We start from the raw sequence: 24,687 nt of genomic DNA, 5'->3' as shown, positions 1-24,687 counted from the left end.
TGGCGCGCCCAACTCACGGCACGGCCCGGCTCCTGGCGCGCCCAACTCAAACCGCGGCCCTGGCGTGCCCGACTCGCCCGCAGCGCGACCCCGGCTCACGGCGCACCGACCCAATCAGCGACCGCGGCCCGCAGGTCGTCGACCAGCGCCGCCAGAATCGATGCGCCGGCCTCGGCGCTGGCACCGGCCGGGTCGCCGAGCACCCCGTTGGCGCTGACCGCCGCGATCCCGCCGGCCCGCATCGCCGGCATCAGCGACGCCAGCGGCGCCGTCGCCCCGGCCTCGGCCCGGTCGAGTTGCACGAGATCAGGAGAAAGGGCCAGCTGGAGCGAGGTCTCGACATACCCGGCGTGCGCGTCACCCTGCCAGCGCGGAAACCACGGCAGCACGTCGTGCGACTCGGCCCGCAGCGTCCGCACCGCAGCGGCGACCGCATCGGCGTTCCCGCCGTGCCCCGACACCAGCAGCAGACGAGAGAAGGTCTCGGAAGCCGACCGACCCAACTCCACCAGGACGGTGGTCAGCGCCGACGTGCCGATGGACAGCGTCCCGGCGAACCCGGCGTGCTCCCCGCTCGCCCCATAGGGCAACAACGGCGCCACCACCACGTCGCCGCGCGAGGCGGCCAGTGCCGAGCACAACGCCAGCGCCACGTCGGCGTCGGTCGACAGCGGCAGGTGCGGTCCGTGCTGCTCGGTAGAGCCGAGCGGAACCGCCAGCACGGACCGAGGGCCCAGCGCGGCCACCGAAGGCCAGTTCAGGCCGCCGAGGTTCACGCCGGAGCCGCGTAGCCGCGGCGGCGCAGGTAGTCGAGCAGCGCGTCGGCCGCCGCAGCCGCCGACGAAGGCGCCACGATCTGCGGCGGATCGTGCGCGACGAGCACCCCGGTGAGCTGCATCAGCCGGTCGCGCGAGCTGTCGCCGGCCGGCGCCGGCACCACCCGGGTGCGCGGCCGGAACGGCCCGACCCCGGTGACCTCGACGGAACCAACAGACGAAGCAGACACCGCGGCAACCGGCACCGCACCCGACGAAGCCGCGAGCGTCGCCGGCAGCGACGCCCGGCGCAGCCGCACCCCCGCCGCCTCCACCGAGCAGACCGCCGGCCGGGGAATCCGCAACCGCTCCCGCCGACCCCCGTCGAGCCGCCGCTCCCCCGCCAGCGAGTTGCCCGACACGGACAACGACACCAACCCGAGCGCCTGCGCGGCAGAGAGCGCATGCGCCAGATAGGCCGGGAACGCCCCGGTCCCCCGATCGCTGGACACGTCGCCGCAGACCACGACCGACGGGCTGCCGACACCGCGAATGGCCGATGCCACCGCGAGCGCGAGCGCCCGCTCATCCAGCGCCAGGTCGGCGACATAGGACGAGGCAACCCACGGCACCCGCAGCACCGACGCCCCGAGCGCGAGAGCCGTCCGCAGGAGCGGGTCGGCCGACGACGGAGCCGCCGTGACCGCCAGCACCGGCGCCGACCACGCATCACCCAGCCGCAGCGCGTGCTCCAGCGCCGCCGCGTCGGCCGCCGACAGGTCGAACCCGCGCGGATCGCGCGACACCGTGCCGGTCAGCGGGTCGACCGACGGGCGGAGGTCGCCGAAGCGCAGGCAGGCGACGACGAGGTCAGCCATGCCGCAGCGCCACGCCGTCGCCACCGTCGGGGTAGGTCCAGGTCAAGGCGCCCTCCGCGTTGCACACCATGTAGCAGGTGCCGCATTCGAAACATTGCTCGTAGTTGAACAGGATGCCACCGTCGGCGGTCGGCGCGAACAGGTTCGCCGGACACGCCGTCACGCAGGCCTGGGTCGTGCACGAGCGGCAGATGTCGGAGTCGACGGTGATGTGGGGCCGCTCGCCGACCCGGAAGTCGACGGTGGCCATCCGCTCCTCGAAGGAGACGTCGCCGTATCTCATCGGAACACCCTTCCCCCGCGGATCCCGTCGGCGACGAGATGCCGCATCTTGACGCCGTGTCGCCGCATCGATTGCCGCAACAGGCGGACGAACCCCGGCTTCGGCGCCGGGTTCGTCACGCCGAACACGCTCTCGACGAAGTCGGCGATCAGGCCCGGATAGCGCTGCTGCACCCGGTCGGAGAGCACCAGCCCCGGTGCGCCGCGCAGGCGCTTGTGGTCGCGGAGCACGAAGGTCGATTCCAGATCGCGACGGTACGACGCCAGCCCCGCGCGAGTGGTGTCGCCGGCCGCGACCGCCCGCGCCGCCGCCCGGCCCGCCGCGAGCCCGGAACCCAGAGCGAAGTTGACCCCCTCGAGCCAGATCCCGGCCGCCAGCGTCATCCCGGCCGCGTCACCGGCGAGCAGCAGCCCGTCGTGATGCAGCACCGGCATGGCGTCGTAGCCGCCCTCCGGAATGAGGTGCGCCGAATACTCCTTGAGCGTCGCCCCGCGCAAATAGGGCGCGATCGCCGGATGCGCCTTGATATCGGCGATGATCTCCTCCGGGCGCACCTTCGAGGCGGCCAGTCCCGGCAGTTGCAGCACCGCACCGACGCTGACCGTGTCGCCGTTGGTGTAGAGGAAGCCACCGCCCGGGATTCCCCGCGTACACCCGAGCATCTCGATGTCGAGGCCCTCGTCGCCGCGCAGGCCGAACCGGTCGTCGATCACCTCGCGGGGCAGCGCCAGCACCTCCTTCACGCCGAGCGTGTGGTGATGGGCGTCGGCCCGGGGCAGCAGCCCGGCCTCCTTGGCCAGGAACGAGTTGACCCCGTCGCAGGCGATGACCACCTTGCAGCGCAGGTCGCCGTCGGGCCGGTCGGTCTTGACACCGACCACCCGCCCGGCCGCGTCGCGCAGCAGCCCGGTCGCCACCGTCGAGGTGACCAACTGGGCGCCGGCGGCGACCGCGTGTCCGGCCAGCCAACCGTCAAAATCAGATCGATAGACCGTCATCCCGTTGTACGGTGCGGCGCCCCACGCCTCCGACCGGAAGTCGACGGTCAGCGCCTGGGTCGGGGTCAGCACCATCGTCGAGCGCCGGGTGACCCAGCGCTGCACCGGCACTTCTTCCCACCACCGGGGAAGCACGTCGTCGAGCACCCGGCCGTAGACGACGCCGCCATACATGTTCTTCGCGCCGGGGTAGGGACCGCGCTCCAGCAGCACCACCGAGCAGCCCGCCCGTGCCAGGGCAAGCGCCGCGGCGGAGCCGGCCGGGCCGGCGCCGACGACCACGACGTCGACGTTGGGCTCACTCATCGGCCACCTCCGCGGGGATCTCGACGCCCAGCCGGCGGGCCAACTCGCGCAGCAGCGCGCCCGCGTCGGTGACCAGGCCGAGGTCGGCCATGGCGGTCATCGGGCTGGACTGGTCGGTGTTGACGCTGACCACGTGCCGCGGCGCGCCCAGGCCACCGACGTGCTGGCTGGCGCCGGAGATGCCGAACGCCACGTAGAGCTCCGGATCGATCGCGACGCCGGTCGTGCCGATCTGCCGCTCGTAGCCGATCCAGCCGGCGTCGGTCGCCACCCGGGTCGCGCCCACCGAACCGTCCAGCGCGCCGGCGACCCGGGCCAGCAGCTCGAACATCCCGCGGGCGGCCGCGTCGGAAGCGTCCCGGGCGACCAGCCCGGCACCACCCGCGAACACCCGGCGCGCGTCCGCGAGGTCCATCGTGGACGGATCCGGTTCCAGCACTTCGACTACCTCGACGTCGAGCTGCGCACCCGCGTCGGGCAGGTCGAGCGGCGCGGGCTTCTCTGGATTGACGGCCGCAGCGACCGCACGCACACCGGGCAGCAGCGTCGCCACCGCCGGCCCGGCACTGCGCACGTCGGTCAGCAACCGCCCGTCGACCCGGCTCAACGACGCCGACACGGGCGGCCCGGCCTCGATCCGCACGGCAGCGGCCAGCAACGGCCGGTCGAGCGCCGCCGCGAGCCGGGGCGCCAGGTCGCGCCCGTCCGGCGAGGCCGGCAACACCAGCAGCGGCACGCCGCCGAGCACAGCGGCCAACCGTGCCGCGAGCGAACCGGCGCGCAGCCCGGGCCCGGTCTCGGCCCACCAGCTCCGCGACGCGGCGACCAGCGCCTCGGCCGCCTCGCGGGCACCCGACCCGACGACCAGCGCCGCGCCGCCGGCCTCGCTGACCGCCTCGTCGGCGCCGGCCGGCAACTGACCGCTCCGGGCCACCACCACCGCCAGCGCGGAAACCTCCACAGTGGTCACAGTCGCACCGCCACCCGCTCACCCTCGACCACGGCGGCATGCGCCCGGCGCGGGGTGACGCAGTCGCCCACCCGGTGCACGGCGAACGGCGCGGAGCCGCGCAGCGCCTTCCACAGCTCGTCTTCCGGGGCCTGGTGCACCGCGCAGACCACCCAGTCCACGCTACGCACCTGGTCGGTCCCGGTCGGATGATGCTGCAACCGCAGCTCGACGCCGTCACCTGCCGGGGTGACGCCCATCGGCACCAGGTCGGTGGCCTGGGTGATGCCCAGCCCGTGCGCGCGGGCGTTCCAGGTCTCCAGGTCGAGCGTGACGCCCAGATCCTGGCCGACCACCATGCCGTTGGTGAGCACCTCGACCGTGCAGCCCCGGTCGGCCAGCAACTCGGCCACCGAGGTCGCCTGGTGGAAGCCGAGTTCGTCGACCACGACCACCGAGCCGGTCGGTTCGACCCGCCCTTCCAGCACGTCGCGCACGTCGACCACCCGCGGCGACCCGCCGGTCCACCACGGCGCGTTGGGCCGGGCGCCGGTGGCCAGCACGACCGCGTCGGGCGCCTCGGAACGCAGGAACGCGGCGTCGACCGGGAACTCGGTCTTCACGTCGATGCCGAGCCGCTGCACGCTGGCGATCAGATTGCGGGCGATGTCGAGGAACTCGGCCCGGCTCGGCACGCTCGCCGCCGCGACCACCTGGCCGCCGAGCCGGCTCGACCGTTCGAACAGGGTCACGTGGTGCCCGGCCTGGGCCGCCGAGACCGCCGCCTGCATGCCGCCCGGGCCGCCACCGACCACGTGCACCCGTAGCCCGCGCCGGCGCGGTGGCGGCAGCGGCACGGACTCCTTGCCGGTGCGCGGGTTCTCGATGCAGCCGAGCCAGCGGTTGAGTCCCATCCGCCCGACGCACTCCTGGTTGCAGGACAGGCAGGTGCGGATCTCGGTGGCGTGCCCGGAACGCGCCTTGGCGACGAAGTCGGCGTCGGCGATCTGGCCCCGCACCACCCCGATCAGGTCGGCCTGCCCCGCTTCGAGCGCGCGGTCGGCCTGGAGCGGGTCCTTGAACCGGCCGACCCCGATCACCGGGATCGAGACGGCGTCGCGGATCGCGCTCGGGATGAACATCGCGTACCCCGGCGGGATCCGCATGCTCGCCTCGATCATGTAGAGCGTCGCGGTGGCCACGCCGATCGAGGTGTTGATGTAGTCGACCTGGCCGGTCGCGTCGACCATCCGCGCGACCTCGACCGCGTCGTCGATGGTGGTGCCGCCCTCGATCAACTCGTCGCCGCAGATCCGCACCCCGAGCGCCTTGTCGGGGCCGATCGCGGCGCGCACGGTGGCCACGATCTCCAGCAGCAGCCGGGCCCGGTTGGCCAGCGAGCCGCCGTAGTCGTCGGTGCGGGTGTTGGTCGCCGGCGACAGGAAGCCCCGCACGATCGACGAGTGCGAGCACTGCAGCTCGACACCGTCGAAGCCGCCCTGCATGCAGTGGGTCGCGACCAGCCCGTACCCCGCGATGATCTCGTCGATCTCGGCCTGTTCGACCGCCTTGGGCACCTCGCGGAACAGCGGGTCCGGGATCGCGCTGGGCGCGAGCACCGGCAGCCGCGAATACATCCCGGACGCCTGCCCGCCGTTGTGGTTGATCTGGGCCAGGATCGGCACGTCGTGAGCGTGCACGGCCTCGGTGATCCGCCGATAGCCGGGCACGACGTCGGGATGGAACCCGTGGATCAGCTTCTCGTAGGGCCAGTCGGTCGGATGGGTGGAGTGTTCCTCGGTGATGATCAGCCCCGCGCCACCGGCCGCTCGCGCCGCGTAGTACGCGGCGTGCTGCTCGCTCGGCCGTCCGTCCTCGGCGTAGTTGGTCAGGTGCGCCGAGAACACCACCCGGTTGCGGACCGTCAACGGCCCGATCCGCAGTGGGGTGAACAGCCGGCGATAGCGGCCCGTGGAACTCATGCCCGCACGACGCCCTTCACCGGGTCGCCGGCCGGCACGGGCCGGAGCACCTGCACGTCGGTGGACCGGGCCAGCAGCCCGTCGAGCTTCGGGTTGACCTTGGCCAGCGCCTCGCCCCGGCTGTGCGTCTGAAGGGCGGCGGCCGACGACCACTGCTCGACGTACACCAGGCGATCGTCGTTCTCGTTCAACGCGTAGAGCTCGCAGCCGTCTTCGGCGTGCACCTCGGGAATGGCCTCGCGCAGGATGTCGAGCACCTCGGCGCGCCGCTCGGGGACGGGCCACAGGGTGGCGACGACGACAACAGACATATGGGCCTCCAGTTATGCGGTGAACGCCTGGCTCAGGGCCGGCGCGACGTCACGATGGTTGCGGATGCGGAACAGCTTGCCGCGACCGGCCCTGGTCAGCTCGCGCGCCAGGACTGGGTCGTTCTCCCCGGTGACGTCGAGCAGCACGTCGAGCCGGCTGAGCCGGGCGGCCAGTGGGCGGGGGTCGGGCCCGGCGTTGTGCACGCAGTCGGAGAGCAGCACGACCCGGGCGTCGCGGGCCGGCACCCGGGCCAGCTCGCGGGCCGCGACCTCCAGCGGGAAGGCCACATTGGTCAGTCCGCGGGCGGGAAGCTGGAGCAGCAGGTCGACCAGTTCGAGCGGGCGGACCGGCTGGCCCAGGTGCAGCAGCACGGTGGCGTCGGACCAGAACGCCAGCACGGCCAGGTCGTCGCGGGACAGCTCGGCGGCCAGCGCGCCGACGGTCGCGGCCGCCGTGCGCACCCGCTCGCCGCGCATCGACCCGGACACGTCGACGGCAAGGACCACCGATCGGCGGGTACGCACCCGGTCGCGCACGATGATGTCGGTGTCGTCAGGCACCGGCCGCTCGGCCAGCACCTCGATCGTGCGGTCGAGGTCGATCTCGTCGGAGCCGCCCCCGTAGGGCAGGCTGGCCAGGTCGCCGGCACCGCGCCGGGCGGTGACGTCGTGCCGGGGCCGGCGCACGGCCAGCCGCGCCGCGATCTGCCGGGCCCGGGCCCGCACCGCCGGGTCCGCGGTGGCCTTTTCCAGCACCAGGGGTACGACGGTGCCGCGCTCGTCGGTCACCCCGGGAGCGCCGCTACCGGGCCGGGCCGGGGCGTTTCCGCGCCGTCGCCCGGCCGGGTCGGCGTGCAGCACCACGCCACCCCCGGGACCGCTCGACGGCTCGTACAACGTGGGCTCCTCGTCCAGTTTCTTTGGCTTGCGGGTCAATGGGCGACTACTGCTCCGCTCGGCGCGCCGCCGCAGCGGCCCGTCGGCGGGCACTTCTCTTCAACCAGGGCCGGCCGTCGCCGGACCGAGCACGAAGTGGTCCTCCCAGATCTGCCGCAGCACCCGCTCCGGCGTGGTCTCCGCCGCCTCGTCGAGGTGGATCCGGCCCGACAGCGCCACGATCATCGCGTCGTAGACCAGTTCCGGGTAACCGGCGTCGTCCGGTGTGGACACCCCACGCAGCTGCCCCAGCTCGCGGGCGACCAGCACCAGGTCGATGGCGCCGCGCACGCTGCTGCCCTGCCGCACGTCGGGGTGTTCTCGCGTCGCCCGGGTGACGGCGACCGCGTCCGTGGCCCGCTTGCCGGACACCCCGGTGCGCAGCTCGACCACCGCCGCCTCGGCCGCCGCGTCCTGATAATCGATGGCCAGCCGGTTGAGCCGGTCGTGCACGCTGGTCGACAGCCGGGTGGTGCCGACGTTGTCGTAGGGGTTCATCGAGGCGACCACCCGGAACGTCGGCTTGGCCTCGATGACGCCGACCCGGGGCACCGCGATCGACCGGTCGGCCATCGCGGTGAGCAGGGTGTTGAGGGTGTCCTCGGGCGCCCGGTTGAACTCCTCGATGTAGAGGAAGCCGCCCTCGCTCATCGCCTCGACCAGCGGCCCGGCGACGAAGTTGTCGGCGCTGTAATCCTCCCGCAGCACCCGCGCCGGGTTGTGGTGGCCGACCAGCTTCGCCGGTGTCAGGTCGGCGTTGCCCTCGACGAACAGCAGCGGGATGCCCCACTCGGCGGTGATCGCCTTGAGGATGGTGGTCTTGCTGGTGCCGGGCGGTCCTTCCAGGACGATGTCGCGCCCGGCGGCCACGGCCGAGAGCACGAGGTCGAGCTCGCGCTCCCGGCCGACCAGACGTGCCGCCACGCGGTCACGGGTCGCGGTGAGCGCACCGGCGGTCAGGTCGGTCATGTGGCTTCCTTACTTGATGGTGTAGCCGGCGTCGACCGGCAGCATCACGCCGGTCACGTAGCGCGCCTCGTCGGACGAGAGGAAGAGCACCGCGTTGCTGATGTCGCGCGGCTCGACCCAGGGAATCGGCAGCGCGTTGGTGGTCGCGAAGACCTCCGCCGCCTGCTCCCGGGTCGGGTGCTCGACATCCGGCAGGAACAGCTTGAACGTCGCCTCGTTGAGGATCATGTCGGTCGCGACCCCGGTGGGGTGCACGCTGTTGACCCGGATCGAGCGCGGCGCCAACTCCAGCGCGAGCGTCTTCATCAGGCCGACCACGGCGTGCTTGCTCGCCGTGTAGGGCGCCACGTTGGGCGTGCCCTTGATGCCGGCCGTCGAGCTGGTGATGACGATCGAGCCGCCGTCGGCCAGCACCGGGATCGCGGCCTTCGCCGTGTGCCAGACACCGGTGAGGTTGATGTCGATGACGTCGGCCCACTGCTGCTCGGTGACGTCTTCGGTCTTGTCGCCGAAGACGAAGATGCCCGCGTTGGCCACGACGATGTCGAGCCGCCCGAGCTGGGCGATCCCGTCGTCGACGGCGGCCTTGACCGCGGCGTAGTCGCGTACGTCGGCCTTGGTGGCCACCACCCGCCGGTCCAGCGCCTCGATCATCTTGACCGTCTCGGCCAGGTCGGCCTCGGTCGCGCCGTGGTAGAGCGGCTTGACCGTGTCGATCTCCTCGGCGAGGTCGATCGCGATGATGTCGGCGCCCTCCTCGGCGAGCCGCAGCGCGTGGCTGCGCCCCTGACCGCGGGCCGCGCCGGTGACGAAGGCGACCTTGCCCGATACCCGTCCCATGGTCACCTCACTTCTTGTTGCTGAACCCGGCGTCGACCGGCAGCTGCACACCGGTCACGTAGCGGCCCAGGTCGGAGACCAGGAACAGGATCGCGTTGGAGATGTCGACCGGCTCGACCATGCCGACCGGCAGCGCGTTGGCCATCGCCTGGCCCATCTGCGGGTCGCTCTCCAGGAAGGCCTGCATGATGTCGTTGACGACCATCGGGGTGTTGACGCCCGTCGGGTGCACGGTGTTGACCCGGATGTTCCAGGGCGCGAGCGTGTTGGCGTACGAGCGCATCAGGCCGACGACGCCGTGCTTGGAGGCCGTGTAGCCGAGCCCGCCGCCGGTCGCGCCGCCGATGCCGTTGTTGCCCGCGGTCGAGCTGGTCAGCACGATCGCGCCCGCGTTGCGCTCCTTCAGCGACGGGATCGCCGCCTCGACCGTGTGGTAGACGCCGGTCATGTTGACGTCGACGACGTCCTGCCAGGCCCGCGGGTCCTCTTCGAGGCCCATCGGCGCTATGCCGGCGTTCGCCAGCACGATGTCGACCGGGCCGATCTCGGCGGAGCCGGCCGCGAAGGCCGCCTTGACGGCGTCGAAGTCGCGGACGTCGGCCTGCTGGGCGAAGATCCGGCGGTCGAGGGCCTCGACCTCCTTGACCGTCTCGGCCAGGTCGTCCGGGGTGGACATCGGGTAGGCGACGCTGTCGATCTGTGCGCAGATGTCGATCGCGATGATGTCGGCGCCTTCCTGGGCGAGCCGCACGGCGTGGCTACGGCCCTGGCCACGCGCGGCGCCCGTGATGAAGGCGACCTTTCCGTCGAGTAGTCCCATGAGGGGGAACCTCCGTTACTTGATGAGGGTGCCGGCGTCGACGGGAAGGGCCACACCGGTGATGTAGCGGGCCTCGTCGGACGCCAGGAAGAGGAGGGCGTTGCTGATGTCGCGCGCCTCGACCCAGCGGACCGGCAGCGCGTTCATGGTCATGAAGGATTCGGCGGCGTCGTCGACCGAGGGGTCGTCGAGGTCGGGCCGGAAGAGGCGGTAGGTCGCCGCGTTCTGGATCATCGGGGTGTCGACGGTGGTCGGGCAGATCGCGTTGACCCGGATGGAGTGGGGTGCCAGCTCCAGGGCCAGGGTGCGCATCAGCCCGATCACGCCGTGCTTCGCGGAGACGTAGTGCCCGATGTTCTCCATCGCCATCAGCCCGGCGGCCGAGCTGGTGAGCACCATCGAGCCGCCGGCACCGCCGGCCTTCAGCGCGGGGATCGCCGCCTTGGCCGTGTGCCAGACGCCGGTGAGGTTGGTGTCGATCATGTCGCGCCAGGTCTGCTCGGACAGCTCGTCGGCCCGGCCGACCGAGCTGATGCCCGCGTTGGCGGAGACGATGTCGAGGCGGCCGAGCTGCGCCACCCCGTCGTCGACGGCCGCCTTGACCGCCGCGTAGTCGCGCACGTCGGCCTGCGTCGCGACGATCCGCCGGTCGAGGGCTTCGACCGCCTTCACGGTCTCGGCCAGATCGTCTGGTGTGGACATCGGATAGGGAACGCTGTCGACCTGTCCGCACAGGTCGACGGCGATGATGTCGGCGCCCTCCTCGGCGAGGCGGATCGCGTGACTACGGCCCTGACCGCGAGCCGCACCGGTGATGAATGCCACCTTTCCTTCGACACGCCCCATCGCGTGCCTCCCTTCCTAGAACTGGGTGTTGCCGGCGTCGACCGTCATCGCGAGTGACGTGACGTAGCGCGCCTCGTCGGAGGCGAGGAACAGCACCGCGTTGGAGATGTCGACCGGCTGGGTGATCTCGATCGGCAGCAGGTTGCTCAACATCGGCGCGATCCGCGGGTGTGCGGCGATGCCGGCGCCGAGCGCGTTGTTGAGGTCGCCCGCGCCCATCGGGGTGTCCACGCCCGTGGGGTGGACGGTGTTGACGCGGATGTTGTGTTCGGCCAACTCGGTCGCCGCGGCCCGCATGATGCCGACGACGCCGTGCTTGGCGGCCACGTAGGGCATCAGGAACGGCAGGCCCTTGAGTCCGGCCGCCGAGCTGGTCAGGATCATCGAGCCGCCGCCGGCCGCGATCAGGTGCGGCGCGGTGAGCTGCACGGTGTTCCAGACACCGGTCAGGTTGGTGCCGATGGTCTCGTTCCAGATCTCCGGGGTCACGTCGGCCAGCTCGGCGCCGATGCAGATCCCGGCGTTGGCGACGACGATGTCGAGGTGGCCCAGCTCGGCCACGCCCTCGTCGATGGCCTTCTTCATCGCGTCGCGGTCGCGGACGTCGACCTTCGTGGCGATGATCCGCCGGTCGAGCGCCTCGACCTCTTTGACCGTCTGGGCCAGGTCTTCCAGGGTCGCCGCCGGGTACTGCAGCCCGGGTATGTCACCACAGATGTCGACGGCGATGATGTCGGCGCCCTCCTGGGCGAGCCGCACCGCGTGACTGCGACCCTGGCCGCGGGCGGCGCCGGTCACGAACGCCACCTTGTTCTGAACACGCCCCATCGCGTGTCCCCCTTTGCTGTTTATGGTTTGTTGAGCGCCACCTTCTGGGGGCGAGCCTTGCCCGCCGCGACCTCGAGAGCGCGCCTGCGCCCTTCGAGCACGGCCTCGTAGAGAGTTCGTGGTGCCACCGCGTCACCGGCGCGTGGCGTGCCGGGACGGGCGAGATAGAGGGACTCCTCGGGCAGCCGAGGTCCACAGTCGACGAGCACGTCGCACGGAATCTCCCGGCGTGCGCCGGTCCAGACATCTTCGAGCACGGCGTGGCCGTGCGGCGCCGGACCGGCCGCCGCGCCGTCGGGCGCGCCCTCGGCGGCGCTCGACGTCGAGCCACCCACGCCGCGCAGCAGCGAGCGCAGCTCGCGGCCAACGCCGGCCTGTTGCAGGCGGGTGTTGGCCGGTGCCAGGTCGCCGGTGCGGGAGAGCTGGGTGCCGGCCACCGGGTCAGGGGTCACCAGCCGGACCGACCGGCCGCCCGCGGCCAACCACTCCGCGACCGCGACGCCGATCGGGCCGCCGACCGGGTCGTCGACCACGATCTCGCCGGCGGGTAAGGCTTCGAGGCCACCGGTCAACACCGCGCGGGCGTCGAGCGCCTGGGAGAACAGTGGCGGGCGCGGCCGCGAGCCGGTGGCCAGGATGGCTTCGCGGCCGTCCAGGTCGTCGGGAGTGACGGTGACGCCGGTGCGGATCTCGACACCGAGCCGGCGGCATTCGGCCTCGAGCCAGTTGGTGAGCAGCGCCATCCTGTCCCGGCCCGGGCCGACCGCCGCGTCGCGGGCGGCGCCGCCCAGCCGGCCGGTGCGCTCGGCCAGTTCTACCCGGTGGCCGCGCAAGGCCAGCACCCGGGCGGCTTCCAGGCCCGCGGGGCCACCGCCGACGACCAGCACGTCGTGCGCCTCGGCGTCGCTGCCCTCGACCGCGGCGTCCTCGGTCTCGTGCCCGCTGGCCGGTTCGCCGACGCAGCTCACGATCGGGTTGCGGTTGTCGCGGACCTGGCACACCTGGTTGCACAGGATGCACGGGCGGGCCCGCTCCGGAGTGCCGGCGCGGACCAGCGAGACCAGCCGGGGCTCGGCAATCTGCGCGCGGGTCATCTCGACCAGGTCGGCGACGCCGTCGTCGAGGGCGCGCTGCGCGGCCGCCGGGTCGACCACGCTGCCCTGGAGTACCACCGGGGTGCCGGCGGCGGCTTCGCGCATCCGCGCGGTCAGGTCGCGGTTGAACTGCGGTGCGGTGTGGAAGTCGGGGCGATAGGCGGCGGTCGCGTAGGGACCGGCGGTCACCACGACCAGCAGGTCGACGTCGCCGGCCAGCGCCGCGACCTGCTCGGCCGCCTGGTCGGGGGTCACGCCCGCCCAAGGTGCGCGCTCGTCGCACGACATGCGCAGCGCGAGGATCCGCTCCCGGCCGATCTCGGCCCGCACGGCCTCGATCACCTCGCGGGTGAACGCGAGCCGGTCGGTGCCGTAGCGGTCGCCGCGCTGGTTGGTCAGGCCGGACTGGAACTGGCGGAGCAGCGAATAGACCCCGGCGTCGAGCTCCACACCGTCGGCGCCGGCGTGGACGGCGGCAGCCGCTCCGGCAGCGAAACCGGCGACGATCGCGTCGATCTCGGGCTGTTCCAGCTCGGCAGGCAGCTCCCGGGTGGCCGCGTCGGCGACCCGCGACGGCGCCCAGAGCGGCTGCTGCGAGTAGGCGGTCGAGCCCTGGCCGCCGACGTGCCCGAGGCCGGCGAGCACCAGCGTGCCATGCGGCCGGCAGGCCGCCACGACGGCGGCCCAGCCGGGCCCGCAGTCGGCGGCCAGCGGCGCCCGCTCGTAGGGCCAGTCGTCGGCGGTGACCGACGCCGTCTCGGTGACGATGATCCCGGCGCCGCCGGCCGCCCGCGCGGCGTAGTAGGCGGCGTGCCGGTCGCTGATCGCCCGTTTCCGGCCCAGATTTGTCTCATGTGGACCGAAAAGGACACGGGAGGGGGCCCGCCGCCCGGCGAGGTTGACCGGGTCGGTCAGGTGGTGCGTGGCCATCAGGGCCGGAACCCCGCCAGTGGGCTCTCCTCGCAGGCGCTCACCGGCGCATGGTCCGGCGGGCTCAGGCCGATCGTGACGGGCACGGCACGGGTCTTGCGATGGGAGTGGTCGACGGCCGGCTTCGGCGGGCGGACCTCGCCGCGGGCCAGCAGCGCGTCGGCGCCGTACCCCTGCACGCATTCGGGGTCGGGGCCGTCGAGCGGCAGGCCGGTGAAGAACTTGGCCGCCATGCAGCCGCCCCGGCACGAGTCGAAGTGCTGGCACTTGGTGCAGGCGCCGCCGGTCTGCGGGTGGCGCAGGTCGGCGAACAGCTCGGACTCGCGCCAGACCGAGGTGAACCCGCCGGGCGAGCGGACGTTGCCGGCCAGGAAGTTCTCATGGATCGCGAACGGGCAGGCGTAGACGTCGCCGACCGGGTCGATCAGGCAGACCACCCGGCCCGCGCCACACAGGTTGAGCCCAGGAAGGCTGTCACCGTAGGCCGACAGGTGGAAGAACGAGTCGCCGGTCAGCACCTGCTCGCCGTTGGCGACCAGCCAGTCGTAGAGCTGGCGCTGCTGGGCGGCCGTGGGGTGGAGCTCGTCCCAGACGTCGGCGCCCCGGCCCGACGGGCGCAGGCGGGTCAAGCGGAGTTGTGCGCCGTACCCGTCGGCGATGGCCTTGAACGCGTCGAGCTGGCCGGCATTCTCCCGGGTGACCACGACGGAGATCTTGAAGCCGGTGAAACCGGCGTCGCGCAGGTTTTCCATCGCCCGGGTCGCGGTGGCGAACGAGCCCGGCCCGCGGACGGCGTCGTTGACCTCGGCGGTCGCGCCGTCGAGAGAGATCTGCACGTCGACGTAGTCGCTCGCGGCCAGCCGGCGGGCCACCTCCGGGGTGATCTTCACGCCGTTGGTGGAGAACTTCACGCCGACCTTGTGCGCGGTCGCGTAGTCGACCAGCTCCCAGAAATCGGAGCGCACGGTCGGCTCGCCGCCGCCGATGTTGACGTAGAAGACCTGCATCCGCTCGAGCTCGTCGATGACGGCCTTGCATTCCGCGGTGCTCAGCTCGCGCGGGTCCCGCCGGCCGGAACTCGACAGGCAGTGCACGCAAGAGAGATTGCAGGCGTACGTCAGCTCCCAGGTCAAGCAGATCGGCGCGTCGAGCCCACGCTCGAACAGGTCGACCAGGCGGCCCGGGCGGGCTTGCGTCTGGACGGTCATGACGACGTCCTCTCGATCACCATGTCGCCGTGCGCGAGGGTCGCCAGGGCGCGGCCGAAGCGCGGCAGGTCGGCCGGCGCGACGCCGGCCTCCAGGCAGGCCGCCCGGGCGCTGGGCTCGGTGTCGAGCCGGTTGACCACGTCGAGCAGCGTGCGGTCTTTCAGGAAGGAGAGCCGCCGGGTGCCGAAGTGGTAAAGCAGCGCCCCGAACGGCTCGGGCCGGACCGCGACCTGCGGGTGCAGGCCCCACGGCCGGTCCAGGTCGATGCCGGACACGGGCGATCAGTAAACGCCGCACATACCGTCGATGGAGACCTCCTCGACGAGGGTGTCTTCATCGACGAGTGCTTCAGTGTCGGTGATTTCCTCGGTGTCGACCCGGTCGTCTACGACAGTCGATGCATCGCTCATGGCATGCTCCTTTGAGTCGCCGGAGGACACCGACTGTTTCCTTCCGGTGTCGCCTCCGTTACTGGAGCCGATATTATGGCACCGGGTGCCGAAAGAGAAGGGCGGCAACCTGTGAGTTCGTTGGACGACGCGGCGGCCGTAACCCGCCTCGGTCGCCGGCGCTCGACGTCGCGGGCCGAGCTGAGCCACATCGCCCTGCGCCTGTTCGCCGAGCACGGGTTCGAGGAGACCACCGTCGACGACGTCGCCTCGGCGGCCGGCATCGGGCGGCGCACGCTGTTCCGCTATTTCCCGTCGAAGAACGACCTGCCCTGGGGTGACTTCGACGAGCAGTTGGAGCACATGCGGGCCCACCTCGACGAGACGCCCGAGGGCGTGCCGCTGATGGACGCGCTGCGGCACGCGGTGGTCGAGTTCAACCGGCTGCCGCCGGAGGAGGTCTCCTGGCACCGGCAGCGGATGCGGCTGCTGCTCAACGTGCCGGCGCTACAGGCCCATTCGACGCTGCGCTACCAGGCCTGGCGCGACGTCGTCTCCGACTACGCCGCCCGCCGTCTGGGGGTGCCGGCCGACAGCCCGGCGCCGAGCGCGATCGCGTGGGCGCTGCTGGGCATCGCGCTGTCGGCCTACGAGCAATGGTTGCGGCACGAAGACGCCGACCTGGCCGAGCTGCTGGAGACCTCGCTCGCCATGCTCGACAAGGGTTTCCGGCTGTGACTGCCCCACCGCTACCGGCCGGGTTCGGGGTGCGGCTCGATCCGTGGACGATGCGCCGCGAGGGCGGCGTGCTGCTGGGCGGCACCCCGTTCCAGATCGTCCGGCTGTCGCCAGCGCATCTGTCTCTTGTGGATTCGTGGCAAGCCGGATCTCTCGTCGGCGAAGACGACGGCGGCCTGGCCCGCGCCCTGGTCGCCGCGGGCCTGGCCCAGCCGGTGCCGCCATCGTCCCCGGCCGCCGCCGGCCTGGTCCAGCCGGTCTCGCCGTCGTCCCAGGCTGCCGGCGTGTTGGCATCGCCGGCGTTGCATTCGGCCGGGGCGCGGCCAGCGGTGAGCGTCGTGGTTCCGGTGAAAGACCGGCCGGTCGCGCTGGCCCGCCTGCTGCGGGCGATCCGCGACTGCGCGGCCACCGACCCGGTCCACGAGATCATCGTCGTGGACGACGGCTCCGCCGACCCGGGTGCGCACGCCTCGGTCGCCGAGGCCGCCGGCGCGAGGCTGGTCCGCCGGCCGGTCTGCGGCCGGGCCGCGGCGGCCCGCAACGACGGCGCCGCGGCCGCGTCCGGCGAGGTGCTCGCGTTCATCGACTCCGACTGCGTGCCCCGGCCCGGTTGGCTCGCCGTGCTCCTCCCCCACTTCGCCGACCCGCTGGTCGCCGCCGTCGCGCCGCGGATAGTCGCGCACGGCACACGGTCGCCCGGCTGGTTGGGCGCCTACGAGTCGGCCCGTTCCCCATTGGACCGTGGCCCCCTGCCGGGCCGGGTGGTGCCCGGCGGGCGGGTGCCGTTCGTGCCCACCGCCGCGCTGCTGGTGCGGGCCGCCGCGTTCGGGGAAGGCTTCGACACCCGGCTGGTCGGCGGCGAAGACGTCGACTTCGTCTGGCGGCTGACGGCGGGTGGCGCGCACGTGCGCTACGAGCCGGGCGGCGAGGTCGCGCACGAGCACCGCACCACGTTCCGCGAGTTCGTCGCCCGCCGGGTCTACTACGGACGGACGGCCGCCCCGCTGGCCAGGCGGCATCCGGGCGCGGCCCGGCCGCTCGCGGTCTCGCCGTGGACGGCGGCGGCCTGGGCCGCGGTGGCGCTGCGGCGGCCCCTGCTGGGCGCCGCGATCACTGGCGTCGCGACCGGCCTGCTCGCCCACGACCTGCGCGGCGTGCTGCCCGACCCGGCCGACGACGCGATCACCCTGGCCGGCGGCGGCACGTTGCGCGCCGGCGAGGTGGTCGCCGACGCCGCGGTGCGGGCCTGGTGGCCACTGGCCGTGGCGGCGTTCGTCGGCGTGCCGCGGTTGCGCCCGGCCATCGCCGCCGCCGCGGTCGTGCCGGCGCTGCTGGAGTGGCGCCGGGAACGGCCGCCGCTGGGCCCGTTGCAGTGGCTGGCCGCCCGCCGCCTCGACGACGCCGCCTACGGCTGGGGAGTCTGGACCGGATCGTTGGACGAGGGCCTCTTCGACGCGCTCCGCCCCGACCTGGGCTGGCACCTCCGAATCATCGACAGCGACGAACTCTTCGGCTGATTGACCCATGATCATCTGGCGGCCAGACTTCGCCGGTGACCGCAGCCCCCACGACGCAGACCGCGTCCGCCGATACCTGCCCGACCTGCGCGGTGCCGCTGACCCTCGCGGAGGACCAGCCGCCGTGGTGCGAGCGTTGCGAATGGAACCTCGACGCGCTCGCTCCGTTGGAGCGTGCGACCTGGTTCTATCGTTCGATCCGCGCCCGTGATCACCGGGCCGGCTTCCGGGCCGACCGGCTGCTGGCCACCGGCGAACCCGTCCTTCCGGGCCGGGGTCGGGCATTCACGCTGCTGGTCGTCGTCTCCGCGGTGCTCGTCGCGGTGCCGGCGGCGGCGTTGCTGGCCGCCGTCTGGTTGCTGATCGCCGGCCCGGTCACGCTGGGCCTGCTGCTACTCGTCGTCGTGCTCGCCGTGCGGCCTCGGCTGGGCCGGGTCAAGAAGGTCCTCAAAGGACACTATCGGGTTGCCCCCGACCGTGCGCCGGCGCTGCACGCGCTGATCGAGCGGGTCGCGACGGCCACGGGAGCGCCCGGCCCGGACATCGTGGGCGTCAACGCCAACCTGTGGGGTGCCTGGACCACGGTGGCCGGCATCCGCCAGCGCCGCATCCTGGTCCTCGGCATCCCGCTGGTGGCCAGCATCGACCGCGCCGAACTGGTCGCGCTGCTGAGCCACGAGTTCGGCCACTTCGCCAATCGGGACTCGTGGCGCCAGCTGCTGACCCGACCGGCCCGGGTGACCTTCGGCCACATCGCGAGCGGGTTGCGGCCGAGCCGGAAGTCCGGCTTCGAGCGCGAGTTCCTCGGCCTCTACCTGATCGTCTACGAGCTGTGGCGCATGATCATCGGCCTGTTGTCCTGGCTGTTCTTCGCGGTGCACGCCGCGATCAGCGCCGTCGCCGCCCGCGAGGACCGGCGCGCCGAGCAGCAGGCCGACCTGCTCGCCGTGCGGGTCGCCGGCCGGGCTGCGACGCTGGGACTCTTCGACGCCATCGCGTCGTTCCCGCTCTACCGCGGGGTGGTGAGCGGCGCGACCCGCAAGGGCTACGCGCTGCGCGACTGGCAGGACCGCATCACCCAGAACCGGGCCCGCAACGACGGCGCCGAGACCGGGCGGCTGCGCCAGCTCACCATCCGCACCCAGGCGTCACTGTTCAGCAGCCACCCGTCGACCGGCCGCCGGCACCAGTTCGTGTCGACCCTGCCGGACACCCCGGCGACCGTGACGGTCAGCGACGCCGAGTGGGCGACGATTGTGCGCGAACTGGCGCCCTACGCCGAGGTACTGCGCAACGAACTCGCCGAGCAGTACGAGATGTAGGGCGCCGGCCCTTCCTCAGAACGCCGAGACAGGCGTCGCGTACACCATGCGCTGTCCTGGATGTTCGGTCACGCTGAACAGCACGTCGCCGAACGTCATGAAGCCCGACCAGTAGGAGAGGTCCTCGGGACCGACCGGCGCGGTCCGCCGGACCGGCGTGCCGAGCACACCCGTCGTGCCGCTCGGCGCGGTCGACTTCAGCAGGTCGCCGTTGTCGTTCTGGGTCGCCACGTCTTCGCCGTGGCTACGGTTGACGTAGTAGGTGCTGCCGTGCGCGACGACACCCTGCACATTGGGCACCGGCAGGCGGTAGGCGCTGGTCGCCCGCCAACGGCCGTCGCTGGAGATGGCGGGCAGACCGTTGAGCCCGTCGAGCGGCCAGTTGGCGACCCGCCCATATTTGTTCGGGTCGTTGCCGTTGTCAGCACCGTCGCAGTATTCGCCGGTCGTCAGGTGGTCGGTGCCGGTGCGGTCGAGGCCGACGAAGGAGAAGTGCGGCGACCCGTCGACCGTGCAGGTGCTCGCGTCGCTGACCTCACCTGCGTTACTCGTCCAGGCGCCGACCTCGGGCAGCACGTAGCGGTAGCCGTGGCCGTAGAACACGCCGTTCTGCCGGCCGATCTTCGTCTTGTCGGTGATGTTGCCCTTCGCGCCGGCCGCCTGGAGGTCGAAGATGTAGCGCAGGTCGAAGACCCGGAACCCGCGCCGGGTGTCGGCGACGTAGAGATAGTTGCCATACCAGGCCAGCCCGCCGGCGTGCAGCGAGCCGCCGGTGGAGTCCTGCTTGTTGCGCAGGCTCATGTAGGTCGCGTTGCCGGAGTCGTTCTGGAACGGATAGGCCAGCAGCACGTGCTGGTAGGCGCCGCTCCACGGGTCGATGAACGTGACCCGGGTGCCCTTGACCTGCTCGGAGTCGTCGTTGTACCAACTCACGACCAGCGGCTGCGCCGAGCCCCACGCCTGGTCTTCCTGCGCGTCGGCGACCGTGGTGATGCCCTGCGGCGTCCACTCGACGTTGCCGCCGTTGGTGCCGCTGTCGGCCGGGTCGAAGCAGAAGCTGTAGACGGCGTTGAGGTTGCGCTCCTTGCTGTCGACCGCGCCCGGGTTGCAGATCGCGCCCTGCCCCGACATCGCGGTGCCGTCGCGGCTGGCCTGGGCCAGGATGTTCTGCACACCCAGCTTGGGCAGCTCGGCGTCGAGCTCCTGCACCCGCTGCGTCAGCGCGATCGCGTTGGACGCGGGCCGCAGGTCGAAATCACTGAGCCGAGGCGCGCTCGCGGCCACCGCCGGCGTCACTGCGACCGCCGTCGAGGCGACGACCAGCGCCGCGGTCAGGGTTATCCGCCGAAACCACACGTAGGACCTCCCCAGGGTTCGTGGTATCGAAGATCCTGAGTCTAGGTCAGCTCGCCAGGAAGGCTGTCACCGTCGCGGCCACCTCGGCCGGGCCGCGCTCGTCGGGGCCGAAGTGGTCGAGCTTGGGGAAGGTGTGCACCCGTGCCGACGGCACGACCCCGGCGAGCCGGTCGATCGCCGCGGTCACGTAGGGCAGCTTGCTCTTGCCGCCGGCCAGCAGCAGCACCTCGGCGGACACCTCGCCGTAGTTGCGGTAGCTCCCGTCGAGCCGGCCGACCTCCTGGTGCTCGCGCAGGTTGGCGCCCAGCAGCCCGAAGAGCTTCTCGCGCTTCGCGCCGCGGAACACCACGCGCAGGATGGCCGACATGAGCCAGTGCGGGTTGCGGCGGGCGGCCGCCGGGCCGGTGGCCATGACGAAGGTGGCGAACGCGTCGAACGGTCGGCCGCGCTCCAGATAGCGGCGGTAGGCGGGGATCCAGTCCATCGGGATCAGGCCGTCGACGCTGACGCCGGGCTCGTACACCGCGAGCTTCTTGATCTCGGGGTTGCGCCGTGCCGCCTCCAGCGCGACCAGGCCGCCGAAGCTGTGACCGAAGACGAAGGAGGCGTCGGTGGCCGCGCGAACCGCGGCGAGGTCGGCGCACTCGGCCTCGATGCCGTAGCCGTCGCCCTGCGGGCCGCTGCCACCGCGGCCGCGGCGTTCGATCGTGTGGACGGTGAAGTGGGCGGCGAGCGCGGCGGCCAACTCGGCGTAGTCGCTGGCGTCGTTGAGCGCGCCGGGCACGACGATCAGGCCGGGGCCGGCGCCGGTGGTGACGTAGTTGATCCGGGTGCCGTCGGCCGAGTGGACGGTGGAGGGTGCGAGCGCGGTCGTCATGGCGGGCTCCTAGCGAGGGTCGGTGAGCGCGGCGTTCAACCGTTGGGTGTGCGCGAAATAGGCGTCGAACGGCACGCCGGTCGACTCGACGAACTTGGTGAGCCGCTGGACCAGGTCGGTGCCGGCGCGGTCGACGAGTTGCCGACCGGCATCGGTGAGGGCGATCCGCCGCCGGTTGCCGCCGGCCGGATCGGGCAGCACGCTCAGCAGGCCGCTGTCGGCGAGGGTGCCGACCATCCGGCTCACCGAGGGCTCGGTGACGCCCAGGCCGTCGGCGAGCGCGCGCTGGGTGGACGCGCCCAACTCGCCGACCATGACCAGGACCATGAACCGCCGGTAGGACAGCCCGTGGTCGGCCCGCATGATCCGGTCGCCGGCCTGCTCGAGGCGGGAGACCAGGGTGTGCAGTTCGAGCCCGAGGTTCTTCACGGGCCTATCTTAACTTGCTAACTTAGGAACGCAAGTTACGCGCTACATCGGCTCGGCGACCAGGTCGCCGGGTGCCGCGGTGACCCGCGTGCCGTCGGCGAGGATGACGTCGACCCGGCCCTGCTCGTCGGCGGCGCTGACGCCGAAGACGGGGACGCCCGCTTCGGGTGAGCGGCGGTGCTGCGGTGGCCGATAAACCCAACGGATCTCGCTCGCCTGCATGGTGCCCCGCCCCCGTCCAGTGCCCCGGCACCGTCGGATGCCGTGCCACCATTTGACCGGATTTTGCCGCCGGCCACGAAGCGGCGCGCGGGGCGGTCTCAGTTGGCGGTCGGGCGGTCTCAGGTGGCGGTCGGGCGGTCTCAGGTGGCGGTGCCGCGGACCGTCCAGGCGCGGGCGGTGAGCCGGATGGACCCGTCCGGCGCCACCGGCAACCGGGACCGCAGCAGATCCCGGAGGCGGTTGCGGTCGGCGGCCTCGAGCCGGGCGACGAACCCGGGCGCCGGCCCCTGCCCACCGAGGAACGGCGTCCAGAAGTCGTCGAACGACGTGAACGCGGTGGGGGTGGCGACCGCGTCGACGGTCACTCGGGACAGTCCCGCGCCGGTCCACAACGCCCGCAGCCGATCAGGCCGGCAGACGGCCGCGAACCGGTCGAGCTCATCGGGCGCGGCCGGGTCGACCGTCACGGCGGCGGACCAGAAATACCGCAGCATCTCCATGCCCTCGGCGTAGTCCCACACATAAGCGGCGACGATGCCCCCCGGCGCGGTCACCCGGGCCATCTCCTGGACGGCCCGCCCGGGCTCCGACACGAAGTTGAGCGCGAGCCCACTCACCGCGACGTCGACCTCGCCATCGGACAGCGGCAAGGCGGACGCGTCAGCGACCCGGAACCGCGCCCTTGGGTCGGCGACCCGCTCGGCGGCGGCGGTGACGAAGGCCGGCGAACTGTCGACCCCGGTCACCTCGACGGGCGCGGCGGCATCGAGGACGGCGCCGCTGAGCGCCCCCGTGCCGCACCCGACATCAAGCCACCGCTGCCCCGCGGGGGCGGCAAGCCAACGCAGGAACAGCGGCGCCACCCGCCGACTCCAGCGGCCCATGTAGGCCTCGTAGGCGTCTCGCTCCGACCATCGCTCCGGCACCACGCCGGCAACAATATCCGCTGACCACCATCGATTGCGCTCGTTCGAGTGAACGGCATTCGCGTCCGTCACCCACCCGACTCTCAGCGACTCGCAAGGGCGTCCCGCGCACGGGTGGCCCGCTGCGCCCGGCGCGCGTCGACCGCGAGCCCCAATGCCTGCCCGGCCCGGAGCCGGCGATTGTTGCCGGTGGCCGCGACAAGGTCGGCGAGCGCCGCCCGCTCATGCGGCGGCACAAAGGCCAGAATGATCACCAACGGCAACACCGCGGCGGCGAGTTCGACCAGCACGACGAACCCCACGAACGACCCGACCGTGGCGATGAGCGCGATGTGTTCCATGCCGACCCCCTTCAGCTTCCACTCACGACAGCAGCGATCACGAGTACGAACGCCGCTCCGACAGCGAAGGCGACGCCGGCGACTGCGGCAATGGCTCGAACGACCGGCCCGATCGGGGCCAGCGCTCGCCGAGCCGCCCGGACCGCGACGACCACGGCGACCACGGCGAGGGCCAGGTAGAGATAGTGGTAGTCACTGAACGATGTCCACGGAGCCGCGAGACTCACGATGATCACCCCCAGATCGGTGGGGCGTGCGTCGGTGGATTCACTATCCATGATCGACATTCAAGGTCACAGCGCGATATTCAGCAGGCGCGAATTCAACCGCCCATAACAGACCTGGAGGTGCCATATGGCTGAGTGGTAACGTCCTCATCGCGTAATGGCAAGGAGCGAACTCCATAGTGGCGGTCCAGCAGACACGCGACATCTCGGGCGCGGCAGACCTTGACGATGCACGCGGCCTGAATAAGATTCCGGCGTGGATAATCGCCCAAACACGGCAGACTCGACCAACTCGGATCTGCGGCTCACCACCATCTCCGCAAGCTGCACCGGTGGCAGCTGCCCGACGATCTATCAGAGCGACCGTGGAACCCTGGTCGTCCAGGGCTACGCCGTCTCGGCCGCGCGGGCCGGTGTCAACCTGCCCACTGGCGAGCTACTGGTCGAGATCCCTGTCGAACTACTGACGAATGCCGCCCGCAACGTCTCTTGAAAGGCACCGACCCGTCCATCCGAGGAAGGGAGCGCCACGTGGCCAGCACCGCTGGCGCTCCCCGCGACCCAGATGAGACGGTCGGGTCAGTTCTGGCCCGCATGCGGCGAGCACGCAACCTCACTGGGGGCCAGTTGGCCAAACTGGTAGGGATGAGCCAGCCGAAGATCTCAAGGCTGGAAAACGGCGTGGGGCATGTCGACCCCGACGACGTCGCGGCAATCGCGCGGGCGCTTGGGGCGAGCGGGGACCAAATTGATCATCTCGTCGCTCAGGCCGAACTCTCACACAACCGGATGACCGACTGGCGCCCATCATCCACATCGCTCGCGCACCGCCAGCGCCTTGTCGGCGCCATCGAGGCCGATGCACAGACGCTGCGGATCTTCCAGCCGGTGGCGATCCCGGGCCTGCTCCAAACGAGCGAATACGCCCGCGCGATCTTGACGCCGTTTCAGGACCTGATGCCGGCCAGTGCGACCGATTCCCCGGCCACTGCCGTCGCCGAGGCGGTGTCTTTGCGGATCAAACGGCAGGAGCAACTAGTCGACCCCACCCGTCGGTTTCACTTCATCATGACGGAGTCGGTCCTCAGCAACGAAATCTGCGCGCTGGAGCACATGCCGGCGCAGATCCGACGACTGGTCGACGTTGCCAGACAGGACAACGTGACGCTCGGCGTCATCCCGGCGCGGTCGGAGTGGACGATTCCGCCGTTGCACGGCTTTGTGCTGGCAGACGAGTCGCGCGTGGAGATTGACCTGATCAACACCGTGATCTCGTCCGAGGGCAAGGCAGACGCCGCGTTCTATCGACATGTCTTCGACGCCTACGCGAAACAGACGGTCAAAGACGTGTTCGAACTGCTCGAACGGCATCGCCGCCGCTTCCTCGGCAAGTTGCAGGACCAGCGCTAG

Annotated in this window: 29 protein-coding genes; 5 read left to right on the top strand and 24 right to left on the bottom strand. The window is 71.8% G+C overall.

Annotated features, from left to right (window positions below):
* Nucleotides 1-95: 95 nt before the first annotated feature.
* From mftE to mftA, 17 genes are read right to left on the bottom strand one after another with little or no spacing between them, the layout of a single operon-like run.
* Complete coding sequence (mftE, locus tag DFJ67_RS29335; protein ID WP_116070998.1) at nucleotides 96-776, bottom strand: mycofactocin biosynthesis peptidyl-dipeptidase MftE; 681 nt, start codon at nucleotides 774-776, stop codon at nucleotides 96-98.
* The gene (locus DFJ67_RS29330; protein ID WP_116076772.1) at nucleotides 773-1,633 is read right to left on the bottom strand and encodes a mycofactocin-associated electron transfer flavoprotein beta subunit; all 861 of its coding nucleotides are present in this window, start codon (nucleotides 1,631-1,633) and stop codon (nucleotides 773-775) included. The genes mftE and DFJ67_RS29330 overlap by 4 nt, the downstream gene beginning before the upstream one ends.
* Nucleotides 1,626-1,916, bottom strand: coding sequence for a ferredoxin family protein (locus tag DFJ67_RS29325; protein WP_116070996.1), 291 nt, complete (start codon nucleotides 1,914-1,916; stop codon nucleotides 1,626-1,628). Before DFJ67_RS29325 ends, DFJ67_RS29330 begins: the two co-directional genes overlap by 8 nt.
* Complete coding sequence (locus DFJ67_RS29320; RefSeq protein ID WP_116070994.1) at nucleotides 1,913-3,220, bottom strand: FAD-dependent oxidoreductase; 1,308 nt, start codon at nucleotides 3,218-3,220, stop codon at nucleotides 1,913-1,915. Before DFJ67_RS29320 ends, DFJ67_RS29325 begins: the two co-directional genes overlap by 4 nt.
* Entirely contained in the window at nucleotides 3,213-4,190 is a 978-nt protein-coding gene (locus tag DFJ67_RS29315; RefSeq protein WP_116070993.1) for a mycofactocin-associated electron transfer flavoprotein alpha subunit, read from the bottom strand. Before DFJ67_RS29315 ends, DFJ67_RS29320 begins: the two co-directional genes overlap by 8 nt.
* A complete protein-coding gene (locus DFJ67_RS29310; RefSeq protein ID WP_116070992.1) occupies nucleotides 4,187-6,151 on the bottom strand; it encodes a mycofactocin system FadH/OYE family oxidoreductase 2 in 1,965 nt (654 codons plus the stop codon). The genes DFJ67_RS29315 and DFJ67_RS29310 overlap by 4 nt, the downstream gene beginning before the upstream one ends.
* On the bottom strand, nucleotides 6,148-6,462 hold the full coding sequence (locus DFJ67_RS29305; protein ID WP_116070991.1) for a putative quinol monooxygenase: 315 nt from the start codon (nucleotides 6,460-6,462) through the stop codon (nucleotides 6,148-6,150). The genes DFJ67_RS29310 and DFJ67_RS29305 overlap by 4 nt, the downstream gene beginning before the upstream one ends.
* 12 nt (nucleotides 6,463-6,474) lie before the next feature.
* Complete coding sequence (locus tag DFJ67_RS29300; protein ID WP_116070990.1) at nucleotides 6,475-7,398, bottom strand: vWA domain-containing protein; 924 nt, start codon at nucleotides 7,396-7,398, stop codon at nucleotides 6,475-6,477.
* Between the two features lie 60 nt (nucleotides 7,399-7,458).
* The gene (locus DFJ67_RS29295) at nucleotides 7,459-8,367 is read right to left on the bottom strand and encodes an AAA family ATPase (RefSeq protein WP_116070989.1); all 909 of its coding nucleotides are present in this window, start codon (nucleotides 8,365-8,367) and stop codon (nucleotides 7,459-7,461) included.
* Nucleotides 8,368-8,376: 9 nt separating this feature from the next.
* On the bottom strand, nucleotides 8,377-9,207 hold the full coding sequence (locus DFJ67_RS29290) for a mycofactocin-coupled SDR family oxidoreductase (protein WP_116076770.1): 831 nt from the start codon (nucleotides 9,205-9,207) through the stop codon (nucleotides 8,377-8,379).
* A gap of 7 nt (nucleotides 9,208-9,214) precedes the next feature.
* Nucleotides 9,215-10,027: a mycofactocin-coupled SDR family oxidoreductase gene (locus tag DFJ67_RS29285; protein WP_116070988.1), complete on the bottom strand. Its 813-nt coding sequence runs from the start codon at nucleotides 10,025-10,027 to the stop codon at nucleotides 9,215-9,217.
* A 15-nt stretch (nucleotides 10,028-10,042) separates the two neighbouring features.
* Nucleotides 10,043-10,873 carry a mycofactocin-coupled SDR family oxidoreductase gene (locus tag DFJ67_RS29280; RefSeq protein ID WP_116070987.1) on the bottom strand — a complete coding sequence of 277 codons (831 nt, stop codon included), beginning with the start codon at nucleotides 10,871-10,873 and terminating at the stop codon, nucleotides 10,043-10,045.
* A gap of 15 nt (nucleotides 10,874-10,888) precedes the next feature.
* Complete coding sequence (locus DFJ67_RS29275) at nucleotides 10,889-11,701, bottom strand: mycofactocin-coupled SDR family oxidoreductase (RefSeq protein WP_116070986.1); 813 nt, start codon at nucleotides 11,699-11,701, stop codon at nucleotides 10,889-10,891.
* A gap of 20 nt (nucleotides 11,702-11,721) precedes the next feature.
* On the bottom strand, nucleotides 11,722-13,725 hold the full coding sequence (locus DFJ67_RS29270) for a mycofactocin system FadH/OYE family oxidoreductase 1 (protein WP_116070985.1): 2,004 nt from the start codon (nucleotides 13,723-13,725) through the stop codon (nucleotides 11,722-11,724).
* Complete coding sequence (mftC, locus tag DFJ67_RS29265) at nucleotides 13,725-14,933, bottom strand: mycofactocin radical SAM maturase (RefSeq protein WP_116070984.1); 1,209 nt, start codon at nucleotides 14,931-14,933, stop codon at nucleotides 13,725-13,727. Before mftC ends, DFJ67_RS29270 begins: the two co-directional genes overlap by 1 nt.
* The gene (gene mftB / locus DFJ67_RS29260; protein ID WP_203784336.1) at nucleotides 14,930-15,208 is read right to left on the bottom strand and encodes a mycofactocin biosynthesis chaperone MftB; all 279 of its coding nucleotides are present in this window, start codon (nucleotides 15,206-15,208) and stop codon (nucleotides 14,930-14,932) included. Before mftB ends, mftC begins: the two co-directional genes overlap by 4 nt.
* Before the next feature lie 6 nt (nucleotides 15,209-15,214).
* A complete protein-coding gene (gene mftA / locus DFJ67_RS44765; protein WP_409362981.1) occupies nucleotides 15,215-15,295 on the bottom strand; it encodes a mycofactocin precursor MftA in 81 nt (26 codons plus the stop codon).
* Between the two features lie 159 nt (nucleotides 15,296-15,454).
* Here mftA and mftR point away from each other — a divergent pair, with 159 nt between their 5' ends.
* The 3 genes from mftR to DFJ67_RS29240 are packed head-to-tail and all read left to right on the top strand — an operon-like array spanning nucleotide 15,455 to nucleotide 18,899.
* Entirely contained in the window at nucleotides 15,455-16,060 is a 606-nt protein-coding gene (gene mftR, locus DFJ67_RS29250) for a mycofactocin system transcriptional regulator MftR (RefSeq protein ID WP_239097570.1), read from the top strand.
* Nucleotides 16,057-17,577, top strand: a complete 1,521-nt coding sequence (gene mftF, locus DFJ67_RS29245) for a mycofactocin biosynthesis glycosyltransferase MftF (RefSeq protein WP_170216041.1) — start codon at nucleotides 16,057-16,059, stop codon at nucleotides 17,575-17,577. Before mftR ends, mftF begins: the two co-directional genes overlap by 4 nt.
* A gap of 35 nt (nucleotides 17,578-17,612) precedes the next feature.
* On the top strand, nucleotides 17,613-18,899 hold the full coding sequence (locus DFJ67_RS29240; protein WP_116070981.1) for a M48 family metalloprotease: 1,287 nt from the start codon (nucleotides 17,613-17,615) through the stop codon (nucleotides 18,897-18,899).
* Nucleotides 18,900-18,914: 15 nt separating this feature from the next.
* Here DFJ67_RS29240 and DFJ67_RS29235 read toward each other — a convergent pair whose 3' ends face one another.
* The 7 genes from DFJ67_RS29235 to DFJ67_RS29205 all read right to left on the bottom strand — a co-directional run bounded on the left by DFJ67_RS29235 (nucleotide 18,915) and on the right by DFJ67_RS29205 (nucleotide 23,328).
* On the bottom strand, nucleotides 18,915-20,255 hold the full coding sequence (locus DFJ67_RS29235) for a hypothetical protein (RefSeq protein ID WP_116070980.1): 1,341 nt from the start codon (nucleotides 20,253-20,255) through the stop codon (nucleotides 18,915-18,917).
* 46 nt (nucleotides 20,256-20,301) lie between these two features.
* Nucleotides 20,302-21,132 (bottom strand): alpha/beta fold hydrolase, encoded by an 831-nt coding sequence (locus DFJ67_RS29230; protein WP_116070979.1) that lies wholly within the window; start codon nucleotides 21,130-21,132, stop codon nucleotides 20,302-20,304.
* A gap of 9 nt (nucleotides 21,133-21,141) precedes the next feature.
* Nucleotides 21,142-21,561 carry a MarR family winged helix-turn-helix transcriptional regulator gene (locus DFJ67_RS29225; RefSeq protein WP_116070978.1) on the bottom strand — a complete coding sequence of 140 codons (420 nt, stop codon included), beginning with the start codon at nucleotides 21,559-21,561 and terminating at the stop codon, nucleotides 21,142-21,144.
* Nucleotides 21,562-21,603: 42 nt separating this feature from the next.
* Nucleotides 21,604-21,783, bottom strand: coding sequence for a hypothetical protein (locus DFJ67_RS29220; RefSeq protein WP_116070977.1), 180 nt, complete (start codon nucleotides 21,781-21,783; stop codon nucleotides 21,604-21,606).
* A 140-nt stretch (nucleotides 21,784-21,923) separates the two neighbouring features.
* A complete protein-coding gene (locus DFJ67_RS29215) occupies nucleotides 21,924-22,712 on the bottom strand; it encodes a class I SAM-dependent methyltransferase (RefSeq protein WP_239097569.1) in 789 nt (262 codons plus the stop codon).
* An 80-nt stretch (nucleotides 22,713-22,792) separates the two neighbouring features.
* Nucleotides 22,793-23,050, bottom strand: a complete 258-nt coding sequence (locus tag DFJ67_RS29210; protein ID WP_116070976.1) for a hypothetical protein — start codon at nucleotides 23,048-23,050, stop codon at nucleotides 22,793-22,795.
* 11 nt (nucleotides 23,051-23,061) lie between these two features.
* Nucleotides 23,062-23,328, bottom strand: coding sequence for a hypothetical protein (locus tag DFJ67_RS29205; protein WP_170216040.1), 267 nt, complete (start codon nucleotides 23,326-23,328; stop codon nucleotides 23,062-23,064).
* Nucleotides 23,329-23,533: 205 nt separating this feature from the next.
* On the opposite strand from DFJ67_RS29205, the gene DFJ67_RS29200 reads away from it, so the two are divergent.
* Together DFJ67_RS29200 and DFJ67_RS29195 are read left to right on the top strand one after the other, a co-directional pair.
* Nucleotides 23,534-23,770: a hypothetical protein gene (locus DFJ67_RS29200; RefSeq protein ID WP_239097568.1), complete on the top strand. Its 237-nt coding sequence runs from the start codon at nucleotides 23,534-23,536 to the stop codon at nucleotides 23,768-23,770.
* 38 nt (nucleotides 23,771-23,808) lie between these two features.
* On the top strand, nucleotides 23,809-24,687 hold the full coding sequence (locus DFJ67_RS29195) for a helix-turn-helix domain-containing protein (protein ID WP_147315649.1): 879 nt from the start codon (nucleotides 23,809-23,811) through the stop codon (nucleotides 24,685-24,687).

Source organism: Asanoa ferruginea, from assembly GCF_003387075.1.
Lineage (GTDB): Bacteria > Actinomycetota > Actinomycetes > Mycobacteriales > Micromonosporaceae > Asanoa > Asanoa ferruginea.
This window is presented reverse-complemented; position numbering and strand designations above follow the sequence as displayed.

Coding starts and splice junctions, on each gene's coding strand:
- DFJ67_RS29330 (WP_116076772.1), bottom strand. CDS start 1,633: ATGGCTGACCTCGTCGTCGCCTGCCTGCGCTTCGGCGACCTCCGCCCG.
- DFJ67_RS29325 (WP_116070996.1), bottom strand. CDS start 1,916: ATGAGATACGGCGACGTCTCCTTCGAGGAGCGGATGGCCACCGTCGAC.
- DFJ67_RS29320 (WP_116070994.1), bottom strand. CDS start 3,220: ATGAGTGAGCCCAACGTCGACGTCGTGGTCGTCGGCGCCGGCCCGGCC.
- DFJ67_RS29310 (WP_116070992.1), bottom strand. CDS start 6,151: ATGAGTTCCACGGGCCGCTATCGCCGGCTGTTCACCCCACTGCGGATC.
- DFJ67_RS29305 (WP_116070991.1), bottom strand. CDS start 6,462: ATGTCTGTTGTCGTCGTCGCCACCCTGTGGCCCGTCCCCGAGCGGCGC.
- DFJ67_RS29295 (WP_116070989.1), bottom strand. CDS start 8,367: ATGACCGACCTGACCGCCGGTGCGCTCACCGCGACCCGTGACCGCGTG.
- DFJ67_RS29290 (WP_116076770.1), bottom strand. CDS start 9,207: ATGGGACGGGTATCGGGCAAGGTCGCCTTCGTCACCGGCGCGGCCCGC.
- DFJ67_RS29285 (WP_116070988.1), bottom strand. CDS start 10,027: ATGGGACTACTCGACGGAAAGGTCGCCTTCATCACGGGCGCCGCGCGT.
- DFJ67_RS29280 (WP_116070987.1), bottom strand. CDS start 10,873: ATGGGGCGTGTCGAAGGAAAGGTGGCATTCATCACCGGTGCGGCTCGC.
- DFJ67_RS29275 (WP_116070986.1), bottom strand. CDS start 11,701: ATGGGGCGTGTTCAGAACAAGGTGGCGTTCGTGACCGGCGCCGCCCGC.
- DFJ67_RS29270 (WP_116070985.1), bottom strand. CDS start 13,725: ATGGCCACGCACCACCTGACCGACCCGGTCAACCTCGCCGGGCGGCGG.
- mftC (WP_116070984.1), bottom strand. CDS start 14,933: ATGACCGTCCAGACGCAAGCCCGCCCGGGCCGCCTGGTCGACCTGTTC.
- DFJ67_RS29230 (WP_116070979.1), bottom strand. CDS start 21,132: ATGACGACCGCGCTCGCACCCTCCACCGTCCACTCGGCCGACGGCACC.
- DFJ67_RS29220 (WP_116070977.1), bottom strand. CDS start 21,783: ATGCAGGCGAGCGAGATCCGTTGGGTTTATCGGCCACCGCAGCACCGC.
- DFJ67_RS29210 (WP_116070976.1), bottom strand. CDS start 23,050: ATGGAACACATCGCGCTCATCGCCACGGTCGGGTCGTTCGTGGGGTTC.
- DFJ67_RS29205 (WP_170216040.1), bottom strand. CDS start 23,328: ATGGATAGTGAATCCACCGACGCACGCCCCACCGATCTGGGGGTGATC.